Genomic DNA, 12074 nt, shown 5'->3' with positions numbered 1-12074 from the left:
CGCTGCGCGGTAAGCGGAAGCTATGCCGAAGGCTTTACGCTCCACAGCAAGAGGGAAGGGCTTTGCTCCCCCTGCTTCTTCGGTCAAAAAAACTACTATTTGAGAGGCTGCATACAATGTCTGAATTTCGGGTCAATCCCTATCTCCAAAATCCATCATCTGAAGGCATCTACCTTACCTGGTTTACCGAGCAGGATGTAACTGGAACCGTAACCGTAACTGGTCCAGGATTAAACACTCCCCTGACCTTAGTTAGTAACCCCGCATTTCAACCTTTGTTGGTTTATACCACGGCTGAGAAAAATCAAAATATCTCTGGGCTAGAGCCAGGCTCATGGTTAATCAGTGACAATAACTATAAGCACGCTTTAGATATACAAGGTTTATTACCTGGACAAACCTATAACTACACAGTCAGTCTAGGAACAAACACTTTCACCTCCACCTTTAAGACTGCCCCCAGTAACACAGACTGGTCTAGTGTTCGCTTTGTGGCTATGTCCGACAGTGAAACCCAACCCCAGGGTAGAGTTACAAATCGTGAATGGCAACCCGGTTCCCTAGACCCCAATTCATTAGAACGTCCGGCACTCAATGATAGTCAATGGGCTGGCACATTTGGTACTAGTGGTTCTGGGGCTTCTCAAACTTTGCGTTATGCTCTGACTGAAACTGAAGGCTACCGCCAGAATTTAGCCATTGTCAACAGCCGTAACCCAGATTTTCTGATGATGCCTGGGGACTTAGTGCAAGGAGGAGGCTATCAGCCAGGTTGGGATGAATTCTTTAGACACAATGCTGGGGAATACGATGGCGGTTTGTCTCAATACCCGATTTTACCAGCCCTGGGCAACTGGGAAAACTTCGGTGCTTTGAATGGTGGCTATGGCACAGATGCAGACGGCAGATTTGGCCCCCAATTTGGGCGGGAGAAGTATCATGTTTACTTTGATGCCCCAGATAATGGCACACCTGAGCATCGGGACAATTACTATCGCATTGATTATGGTCCGATTACTGTCCTCACCCTTGATAGTTCCAATGGCGAACCAGATGACCGCCGTTCTAACTACGGTGGTGAAGGACAACCTGCTAAAATTAGTGGCACAGAGTACACAGGCCCTGGAACTGATACTCAAGACAACTACACCCGTGAGCAGTATGAGGCCACAGGTGGTACTGACTTAGCTGACTTCAATCCTGGTAGCATTCAATGGAATTGGGTGAAAGAACAGCTTGAAGATGCCCGCAGCCAAGGGCAGATTATTTTTGCCCAGTTCCATCATGCCCCCTACAGCAGTGGTGAACACGGTCAACCCATGAACCATGCCCTTTCCACCGGTCAGGGCGGAACACCCATGCGGCAATACCATAGCCTGTTTGAAGAGTATGGCGTAGCAGGGGTATTGTCTGGCCATAGTGAGATGTTCGAGCGCAGCTTTGTGGATGAAGACGGTGATGGAATTGGGGTGAGCTACTACGATGTGGGGGTAGCTGGTGATGGTTTAAGAGGTCAAAAACGAGATGGTTCTGGATTAGACCAACCTCTACTAAATTACAACGAGTTTAGCCAGTGGACTGCTGACCAAAGTGAATCGGAGTTGTGGCAAGAAATTGATGGAGTTGCTCAACTGATTGCTGGGGGTAAGCACTACGGTCACTTAGAAGTAAACTTGGAGCGCTTAAATCCCGTCGGCGGAGCCAGTGCCAAAATTGTCATGACTCCAGTTTATAGTTTCCCGATTCTGGATAGCGATTACAACCTGACTAACACTGAACGTCGGGTTTACGGAGATGAGATTCTGTTGTTGGCGGATACAGAAGGCAAAATAGCCAGTGCGCCTTTAGATGCTAATCCTTTAATTTTCGGCACTGCACAATCTGACGATATCGTTTTGAACCGTAACCAACCACTAAAAACGGTATTTGTTGGGGATGGTGATGATAGCGTTGATGCCAGTCTGGTTTCCTATGCAGACATCTCTGGTGGCGAGGGTGATGACACCATTATGGTAGCCAGTGCATCTCATGCTAGTGGTGGTGACGGTGATGACACTTTGATGCTCGGCGCACAAGGTGCGGCTGGTGGCAGTGTGTTAGATGGCGGTAAGGGTAATGATACTCTCCTGGTCATCGAAGCGGCTGAGTCTAATATCCTGCTTGGGGCGGCTGATAACGATAACCTGCAAGTTGCCGAAGGAAGTGGGCAAATGCTTTTTGGTGGTTCTAGTAATGATGTACTGCGTTCTAGTGCCGACGGCAACAATCGCCTCTATGGTGGTTCCGGTGATGACACATTGTACTCCACAGTAGGCGATCGCCTGTTTGGTGGAGATGGTGATGATAGCCTCTATGCCGGACAGGGCGGTAACAATTTACTTTGGGGTGGTGCAGGCGCAGATAACTTCTGGTTAGTAGACGCTGGTTCCATACCTGATGCTGTCAACGTAGTCAAGGACTTTGAAGTAGGAATAGACCGCATCGGTATGGGTGGTATTACTGCTAACCAAGTCAGTTTGTTGAGTCAGAACGGTGATACCTTAATTCAAATTGGTGGTACTGATATTGCCTTGTTAGAAGGAGTGAACCAAACTCAGCTTGACCTGAGTAATCAGCAGCAATTTGTCTTCATCTAACAAATTTTAGGAAGGGGCAGCTAAAACACTGCCCTCCTAGCACTAGGAAGAGCCGCAAATATTTAATTCTCAGGTAATTACAAATCACAAACTACTGAAATGAATTTAATAAATACAGAAACAGCAAATATTCTCAAAGCACTAGAAGCCCAGGCTATTCAAGAAGCCACAGAAGGTATAGTCAATGAGTCCAGAATATTTGGTACTGATAGTGAAGATGAAATATTCGCTCCCGTTACAGGGGATATTCAAGTATTTGGCTTGGTGGGTGATGACATTCTTGACGCTACTACTTCCCAAGGAGAGGTAATTTTATTTGGTGGGCTAGGTAATGACACGCTGATTGGTGATAATAACCATACTCTCTACGGTAGTGATGGGGATGATCAGTTGTTTGCCGCAGGTGCTATTGGGGGAAATAAATTATATGGTGCTGCCGGTAATGATACTCTGATTGTGGTTGAAGGTAGCCATAATGAGCTTTACGGCGGAGAAGGTAACGACAGGCTGATAGTTTCAGATGGTGGTGGATTTAATCTTCTGCATGGGGGCGACGGAGACGATTTTCTAGATGCTTCTAGTGGTACGGGAAATAATCAACTGTTTGGCGTATCTGGTCATAACCGCTTGATTGCAGGAGACGCTACCGATGAACTGTTTGGCGGTGAAGGAGATGATCAACTATTTGCTGCTGCTAACGGTGGTATTCTGACAGGAAGCGGGGGAGCGAATATTTTTTACGTCGCCAATGCTTCGATACCCACTGAGTTTGCTGTAATTAAAGATTTTAAACCAGGAAGCGATCGCCTGGTGGTTGCTGGTCTACCCGGTCTGACAGGGGTAAAGGCAATTTTGCAGGATGGAGACACCTTGATAACTGGTCTGTTATCGGATACAGAAGTACCCTTAGCCCGTCTCTTAGGTATCCAGCCGACTGCATTAGTAGCAGGCCGTGATGTCTTTTCTCAGCAGCAAGATCATCCTCTAGTACCTGTAAATATTCAGACACTCGACCCAGTTGACCCAGATCCAGTTGATCCAGACCCGGTTGATCCAGACCCAGTTGACCCAGACCCAGTTGACCCAGACCCAGTTGACCCTAGCTTGATTAACCTGCTTCCCGGTAATTTTGAAATCACCGATATCAATTTTATTAATATTCTCCGTGATACCAATCTGCTGGAGAGATTAACACAGGATATTCCAGATGGTGAGTTACATACACCACTGTTATCATTCACCATTGCCCCTACTCCTGGTTCTGACCCTGATATCTTCTCTGGTAGAATTCAACGGGCAGAAGTGATATTTAGTGAAAGACCATCAGACGCTCCCGACTACAACGCCTTTTTGAAGCTGGTTGACGGTCAGTTCTCCCTCACTGACTTCAATCCGAATAATGGCTTAGGTGTAGTACTGCGAGACCGAGATGGTAATGGTCGTTTTGATGGGGCGACACTGTTCTTAAAAGATAATGGACAGGGAGATTTAGACCCAACTCTTGGGGTCATCCGTGACTCTGCTGCGCCTTCTGTGATTGGGGTTAATCAGAACAATCCCCTGACGGTGACGATCACAGATGGTCAAAGCGACCCCTTGACAACAATCTTTGGCACTACCTTTAAATTCTCTGTGGAAGGCTCAACCTCTTCATCTCAGGTGCTAGAGGCTATCTTCCGGGATGGTACAACTCAAACAATTTTGACTACTTTGGGCGATGCTTCTGGGCTACCTACTGGTATCAACTCAGTTCTTTCTAATCTCCAGTCGTCCCTGGGTACTAAGGACAGCGACGGTAGAACAGTGCGGTTTCAACTGCGGGAAGTGGGGACTAATGCCATGACTGAGTTAACTATTGGAGACGTTACTTCCACTAGCTTCACACTTTCAGGCGGTAGTTTTAACATTGGGGCAGAGATTATTAACGCAACTAATGTTGAAATTTATACTCAGGGACTTGAGGTTAACAGTGAAAGCTTTCCAGCCCTTAGTCTGAGAGACTTAATTCCTACTGCTGCTTCTGAACAGGATACAATCAAAATTCAGGTCGAAGCTACCCTTAACCGAGAAGCAGCTTTTGATAATTTGGTGGGTTTTTACTTAGCCGAAAGAACTACAGGTGCAGTTGTCGATCCACTGACAGGTTTGAGTGTAGCTGACCTTGGTAATCGTCAGGAATACTTAGGTGCAGTCCGTGACCACTCCGTGCTGACTGGTAGCCTTGCCAACAACCAAACTGGACAGTTTGCTAACAATGGTCAATTTGAAATACTTACCAGTATTGACCTAGCCGCCCATGTTCTGCTGCCCTTCTTGGTGACAAATGGCAATATAAACTCAGTCAAACCTGACTTTAGTAACCTTTATGTGAGCGGTATTAGTACTAACTTTGACAGCAGCAACCATGTAAAATTGCTGGGTAACAACATCTTCGGCTTTGAGGATTTACCTGGGGGTGGTGACAATGACTTTGATGACATTGTTGTTCAAATAAATGGATTAAGCCTAGTCTGACCACAGCAATTTTAGATTTTGGATTTTGGATTTTGGATGATTTCTTCGGTACAAGCCCCGCCCCTTGTGGGCGGAACAAATCTCAAATCTTCAATCTAAAATACTCGCTGCGCTGTGTACGCTGCGCTAAGGGACTTCCAAATAAAAACACTCAATCACCTCACACAAAAAGCCCCTCAAAGTCTCATAACTCGGTGTCCTTTGTGCCTCTGCGGTTCGTTTATTCGACCTTGATCAAAGAATTGAGGAATTTCCACAAGTGCAAATCAGTAAAATCTGGAATTGCCATCAATGTGCCAAATTGCTGCAACACTTGCGGATCATGGGTAGAAGCTATGCCAATGGTACGAATACCTGCACCGACTGCGGCACGAATGCCAGAGGGAGAATCTTCTAAAGCGATCGCTTGTTCTGCTACAATTCCTAAGTTGTTTAAAGCAACTTGATAGGGTTCAGGATCAGGTTTACCTGCTCTACAATCATCAGCTAAAACAATCGTGTGGAAAATTTCTTTAATTCCTAAAACTTCTAGCATATATTTGGCATTTTGTCTAGGAGCATTAGTTACTAAAGCCCGTTTTAGCTGATGTGTTTCTGTCCATGCTATGAGTTCAGCAAATCCATTCAATGCTTGAAGATCGGGGGCGAGTTGGCGGAAAAGCGTTTCTTTTTCATCTGCAAATTTTTGACCTTCAGCTACTGATAATTGTGGCAAAATATCTTTAACAATTTCTGGGTTTAGTCGGCCACTAATTCGAGATTTATAGAATATTTCATCAATTTGAATATTGTAACTCAGTAGCATTTTCTGCCACGCTTGGTAGTGTATGGGGTCAGTATTGACGATAGTGCCGTCTAAGTCAAAGAGAATTGCAGCCAGCATGATTTTTGGTAAACTGTAAATAATTATGAAGTTAATTTACATAGTTTACAGGGTTTTTTGTCCTCAATGATTGTGCTGGGGTTAATACAAGAATAAAACTGTTTGAAATTCTCAAATCTATACTAAAGAAAGGATGTCAGTGGATTATTGTCAAATATTCCATATAAGCAAATGTTAGCCGCTACAAACTTTTTTCGCGTTGATGATTTATTGGTGCAGATTTATAACTCTGAAGTTGAAATGGCAGAGAAAGTTGCCGAAATCGCCCAAAATTATTTACAGCAAGTTCTCCAGCAACAGGAAACCGCAGCAGTACTGTTAGCCACAGGAAATTCCCAACTCAAATTTCTCGATGCTTTAATTAAGTTGGGTGGTGTAGATTGGTCACGGATTATCTTATTTCATTTAGATGAATATTTGGGAATTACGGCTGTTCATCCGGCGAGTTTCCGGCGATATCTGCAAGAACGTGTAGAGAAGCGGGTTTCTCCCCGACAATTTCATTATATAGAAGGTGATGCATTGGAACCTCTCATAGAGTGCGATCGCTACACCAAACTATTGCAATCCCAACCCATTGATTTATGTTGTCTTGGTATTGGTGAAAACGGACACTTAGCTTTTAACGACCCCGCAGTAGCGAATTTTCAAGATCCTTACAGCGTCAAACTGGTGAAACTAGATACAGCCAATCGCCAGCAACAAGTTAACACAGGTCAATTTCCCAATATTGATAGTGTTCCCCAGTATGCTTTTACTGTAACTTTGCCTTTGATTTGTTCAGCCAAAAAAATTATTTGTCTAGCACCAGAAAAACGTAAAGCCCCGGTAGTAAAACAGATGCTAAAAGGCTCAATTAACACCAATTGTCCGGCCTCAATTTTACGTCAACAATCCCAAGCAACCTTATTTTTAGATGTAAATTCTGCCAGTTTATCCCTCCCTTAATCCCCCTCTCCGGCTCCCTCTCCTTACTTTCGCGTAGCGTCTACGGTTGAGGTGAGGTTCTCCCCCTCTCCGGCTCCCTCTCCTTACTTTCGCGTAGCGTCTACGGTTGAGGTGAGGTTCTCCCCCTTTCCGGCTCCCTCTCCTTACTAAGGAGAGGGTTGGGGTGAGGTTCTATGGCATTGGTTTATGACCGAGTTTAAAATGAGATAAACAAGCTTCTAAATAGGTACAGTCCTCACACTTCAGTTTCTTTCCAGGATTTTCACAGTCACAGGGAGGATTGACAAAACAATCAGCAGGAGTTTTGGGTGCGGAGTATTTTTTCAAAATATAATAAGAAGTAGCTTCTTTGAGACAAAAAATAATATCTTGTACCATAAAGACGATTAGCTGAAATGTATTTACAGAATATTTCATTTGGATGAAGTACACTAGGGCGGGCAAGATGCCCACCCCACAAGATTTTTAACATAAGAATTTGTACTTCATTTACCTGAAAACTGCTGTCAGTGATGAGTAATGATACTTTCTTGAGCATTGAAAGCTTATATAAGTTGAAACCACACACCACTGATTTCATGCATAAATATTATCTTCTACCAAAAATGTGAACATAATTATTTGCACATTCTCATTCTCTATACGCTAGTAAATAAAAACCTCATACGTTGATGGTGTTTTATTTTAAACTTAAGTATGATTTTATTGTCACTCAGCTTATTACTCTGGATATATAGGAATCCGATTTGATTATTGAAAAAATCTAAGTATATGTAGTATATGTAGGGTGTGTTATGGCTTTAGCCTAACGCACCGTCTTCTGTGGTCTTGGTGCCGTACTGGACTGGCAAGGCTAAAATGTTGTATTATAATTTTCTTGTGGAACAGGCAAGATGCCTGTTCTGGGAGGGCAGTCCTTGCCCTCCCCCAAAAAAGTTTTGTCTAACGCACTGTTTTAGGCTTGTCAGTCCACTACTTGTGTTTCATAAATCAAATATGAATCCTATAGCGATTCTCAGGGAAATTAATTGACGAATTACCCCTCACCTCTAAATATCGTTTAAATTACTCAGATTATCTAAATATTCTTTCAAATTAGAAATAGAACTAATATTGAATTTGGTTGTATCTTCCCTACGCATCATCAGTCCATAGGTGTTGTTGAAACCAAAGGAGGTTAGCCAATCTACATCATAACGCTTTTTCGATTCTTCTTTGACGTAGTTGAATACTTGATCCTTACTTTGAATAATTTCGTCACGAGTTTCTTCGTCTACTTGGATAATAGTTAATAGTCCCGTTCCCGTATACTCAGGATAAAGGTCAATATCTCCTTTAATTAGGGCATTAAAAGCAATTTGTGTCCCAGCTAGTCCCGTTTTTAAATCTACATCAAGATTTGTGTAATTTTCAATAATCACTGCTAACATCTCTGCTAACAGATATTGCTCGGTGAAATTCTTCGAGCCAACAATTATATCAGCTGCACCGCTTCTTTGGGTAGATGTTTTGAAACCTAACTTTTGGAGAAATTCCCTGGCTACCTGACTAGGTGGTTGCTTTTTCTCATCAACGAGGTAATTAAGTTCTGCCATGATTTCATCAGAAATTTTACCTGTCAATTTGTCTAAAGCTGTTCCTATTTCTGGATATTTTCTCAGGGTTTCACCTCTGACTAAAGGTGCTGCATAGTAGGGCGGAAAGTAATTTTTATCATCTTCTAACACTTCCAGATCATAGGCTTTAATTCTCCCGTCTGTAGAGAAGCCACTAATAACATCTACCTGTTTTTCTTTAATTGCTTCATACATCAGTCCTGGGTCTAGTTCCAAAGTATTAAATTGCAAATCATAATGCTCTCTTAAGCCGGGATAGCCATCAGCACGTTCCATAAATTCTGATGTAAATCCAGCTTGGAAGACGGCCGGAGTAGAAATAGTTAACGCCCACAAAATTGCAGAACTCAGTAATACTAAGCTTGTAACTAGAATGGGCTTGATTAACTTGGTAACATTTTTTTGCAGGACACCAAGCAGAAAATCTAACATTAAAGCTAAACCAGCTGAGGGAATTGCCCCAGCTAGAATCATATCTGTATTATTTAAGGCGATACCACGAAAAATAAATTGTCCTAACCCACCGGAAGCGATTAAGGCGCAGAGGGTGGCTACACCAACATTCGTAACGGCGGCAGTGCGGATACCTGCAAAAATTACCGGGGTGGCTAGGGGTAATTCTACTTTTAACAAAATTTGAGAGCTAGGCATACCCATACCTTTGGCTGCTTCTTTGATGGAATCATCTACTTCTTCAATCCCAATAAAGGTATTGCGGATGATTGGTAATAGGGCATATAAAAATAGGGCAACTATGGCTGGGGTAACTCCAATTCCTAATACGGGGAGCATGAAACCTAATAGGGCAACGCTAGGAATTGTTTGGATCATACCAGCTATACCAATAACGTTATTAGCTACTTGTTTATAGCGAGTTAAAATAATGCCTACTAAGACACCGATGACTATGGCAATTGATAGCGAGGCTAATGTTAGTCCCAGGTGTTCTATTGTTTGTTTGGCAATTTCTTCTCTAGAATTGATAAAAAATGTCCAAAGGTTGGTCATGTTAGGTTGGGATAATTAGTTGTGTTATTTTAAGAGGACTTACGAAAAAACCTCTCAAACCCTCATTTCTCTGTGTACTCTGCGCCTCTGTGGTTCGTTTTTCCCTGACTTATGCGTAAGTACTATTTAAGAGGAACGAACCGCAAAGGACACAAAGGACACAAAGGAAGAAGGAAGAGAATTCGGAGCGTTTTTTTAAACCCTAAGAATTGTTATGTAGTGATTCTTTGAATTGGTAAAATGCAGCAAGCAGGTCTTCACCACTGACTATGGCAATTGCGCTATGTTGCGAATTTTTAATCTGGATAAAGGAATTTTTGAGGGATGTTTGTATTTGTTCGAGAATTTTTAATAGGCTGGTGTTTTCTTCGTGTTCCTGAAAGTTTTCGGTGTCGGTTTCTTTTTTCGATAGCCAGGGAAGTAAATCTTTCAGTGTGGTGACTTGTAGTTCTAGTTGAAATAGGTAGGCTTGGAAAAAGTTACGTACAAAGTCGTTGTGCGGGTTAAATATCAACTCTTTGGGTGTGCCAATCTGCCGGATTTTTCCTTGGTCCATTAGACAAATGCGATCGCACAAGGTTACTGCTTCAAAAATATCATGGGTCACTAACACAATTGTTTTATTTAACAAACTCTCCAGCTGTTTAAATTCTTGCTGAATTTGTCGTTTGGTAATTTGATCTAATGCTCCAAAGGGTTCGTCAAGCAAGATAATCGGAGGATCAACAGCGAGGGCGCGTGCTAATCCTACCCTTTGTTTCTGCCCCCCACTGAGTTCTTGGGGATAACGCCGAGCAAATTTTTCTGGCGCTAGTCCCACAAGTTTGAGTAACTCAGAGGTGCGGCGAACTATGTTTTTTTCCTTCCATTTCAATAACCGGGGTACAACAGCTACGTTGTCAGCCACGGTGTAATGAGGGAAAAGTCCGATATTCTGAATGACGTAACCGATACTTTGGCGCAGGACTTCGGGACGACGACGGCTGATTTCCTGTCCAGCAATCAAAATTTGACCTGAATCTGGCTCAATTAATCGATTCAGCATTTTTAGGGTGGTAGTTTTGCCGCAGCCACTAGTGCCAATTAGGCCTAGAGTTTCCCCTTCAGCAACGTGGAATGAAATATTATCTACCACAGTCAAATCTTTGTATCGCTTTGTGAGATTGGTTACATCAATCATTAAAATTAAGTTATTTTTGGACTTTTAAGATTGCCAGAAGACCGTGACCGCAGCCCATCCCAGTCTGCATTTCGTATTCTAAGGTTCGCAAGGCATAACCCAATTGCGGCTCAATAATGTTGGCTCTAGGGTCTCCATACCACATCCAGCCTACATCTGCAATCACCCGATCCATTGTCATCAGGGCAAAATGCAAGGGTTTGGGAAACTCATCCCAGTCTCTTAAATCGGTGAGTTGAATTTCGTTGCGAAGTCTTTTTTGGGTGTAATCTACCAAGATGTTCCAGGCTTTAATCAGACTGTGCAGAAATGGAGCTACTTCAGGGTGGTTGGGAACCATTCTCTCATCAAGCATCAATGTTTGCAAGTCAGTGCGAAAATAATCTTCATGCAAACAATTGCTCAACCTGCGAATCGGTTTTAGTTGCTGATTGTATTCTCTGGTGTCTGTATGACGACCGACGAGAATAGAGCGGTCCATCAGTTTTAATACTTCTAGTCCCACTCCTGTTTCTGCGGTGAGTCCTTGAGCTAGTTCTTTAACTTCATTGCCTGTCCAGAATCTCAGGGGAAATTTCTCAATGTCTAAGCTTTCCCTCACTGGTTCGGAGTAAAGATAACTCATGGTATAGTCGCGCACTTTTTCATCTTCGGAATTTGCTGACCAAAATTCTGGCCATTCGATGGAGTAGCGCCCGACTAAATCTAATACGACTAGACTCTCGTTTGTACCGTGTGCGGAAATATCCTGCAACAAATTTTGCAGTTGTTTTTTAGAAAGATGAGACAGCGCCGCATATGAAGAAAAGTAGATATCAAAGGGCTTTTCTGCGGTTTTAATTCTGCCTAAACCGTCTCGCAGGTCTAATTGAGCAAATTTGACATTAGGTTTATCCGCAAATAAGACTTCACCTTTATCAACCATCGGTTGACTGATATCTACGCCGTAATACAAGTCAATACTATCTTCTGGTAGCACTCTTTCGTGCTGTAAACCCAAGTCTAGATCACGGCTATCAATTTTGACGAGAATTTCATAGCCTTGTCCAGAACCACAACCCAAATCTAAAATTCTGACACCTCGGTTTTCCTTGCGCCGACGTTCCACAAGGTCGAGTAAAAATGGTCTAAAAGCTATGCGAGTTAATTGATCTTCCCAATAGGTGCGGACGTTATCATATTTACCAAAAAGGTTGCCGACATAAAGATCGTATTTTCCCTCTTTGACAGCTTGTGAGTAGGTTTGTTCTCCAACTGATTGCATGATTTTTCCTTGTGATAAATTACAG

At 42.9% G+C, this 12074-nt stretch carries 8 protein-coding genes; 3 read left to right on the top strand and 5 right to left on the bottom strand.

From position 1 onward, the window contains the following. Nucleotides 1–116 precede the first annotated feature (116 nt). Nucleotides 117–2636 carry a metallophosphoesterase gene (locus tag NSP_RS03140; RefSeq protein WP_006194228.1) on the top strand — a complete coding sequence of 840 codons (2520 nt, stop codon included), beginning with the start codon at nt 117–119 and terminating at the stop codon, nt 2634–2636. 99 nt (nt 2637–2735) lie between these two features. Beyond that, nucleotides 2736–5150: a DUF4114 domain-containing protein gene (locus NSP_RS03135; RefSeq protein ID WP_006194229.1), complete on the top strand. Its 2415-nt coding sequence runs from the start codon at nt 2736–2738 to the stop codon at nt 5148–5150. A 220-nt stretch (nt 5151–5370) separates the two neighbouring features. Here the strand turns inward: NSP_RS03135 and NSP_RS03130 are convergent, their stop codons facing one another. Beyond that, nucleotides 5371–6033 carry an HAD family hydrolase gene (locus NSP_RS03130; RefSeq protein ID WP_006194230.1) on the bottom strand — a complete coding sequence of 221 codons (663 nt, stop codon included), beginning with the start codon at nt 6031–6033 and terminating at the stop codon, nt 5371–5373. A 171-nt stretch (nt 6034–6204) separates the two neighbouring features. On the opposite strand from NSP_RS03130, the gene NSP_RS03125 reads away from it, so the two are divergent. Continuing rightward, nucleotides 6205–6981: a glucosamine-6-phosphate deaminase gene (locus NSP_RS03125; RefSeq protein ID WP_006194231.1), complete on the top strand. Its 777-nt coding sequence runs from the start codon at nt 6205–6207 to the stop codon at nt 6979–6981. A gap of 171 nt (nt 6982–7152) precedes the next feature. On the opposite strand, the gene NSP_RS26675 is transcribed toward NSP_RS03125, so the two are convergent. The 4 genes from NSP_RS26675 to NSP_RS03105 form a co-directional block, all read right to left on the bottom strand. Continuing rightward, the gene (locus NSP_RS26675; RefSeq protein WP_410175160.1) at nt 7153–7398 is read right to left on the bottom strand and encodes a hypothetical protein; all 246 of its coding nucleotides are present in this window, start codon (nt 7396–7398) and stop codon (nt 7153–7155) included. A gap of 632 nt (nt 7399–8030) precedes the next feature. Next, entirely contained in the window at nt 8031–9605 is a 1575-nt protein-coding gene (locus NSP_RS03115) for a glycine betaine ABC transporter substrate-binding protein (protein WP_006194233.1), read from the bottom strand. 202 nt (nt 9606–9807) lie between these two features. Beyond that, on the bottom strand, nt 9808–10785 hold the full coding sequence (locus NSP_RS03110) for an ABC transporter ATP-binding protein (RefSeq protein WP_006194234.1): 978 nt from the start codon (nt 10783–10785) through the stop codon (nt 9808–9810). A 10-nt stretch (nt 10786–10795) separates the two neighbouring features. Continuing rightward, on the bottom strand, nt 10796–12049 hold the full coding sequence (locus NSP_RS03105) for a class I SAM-dependent methyltransferase (protein ID WP_006194235.1): 1254 nt from the start codon (nt 12047–12049) through the stop codon (nt 10796–10798). Between the last annotated feature and the right edge of the window lie 25 nt (nt 12050–12074).

This window comes from Nodularia spumigena CCY9414 (assembly GCF_000340565.2).
In the GTDB taxonomy this organism is placed as follows: Bacteria; Cyanobacteriota; Cyanobacteriia; order Cyanobacteriales; family Nostocaceae; genus Nodularia; species Nodularia spumigena.
The sequence above is the reverse complement of the archived record's forward strand: the minus strand, read 5'-3'. Positions and strand labels throughout refer to the sequence as shown.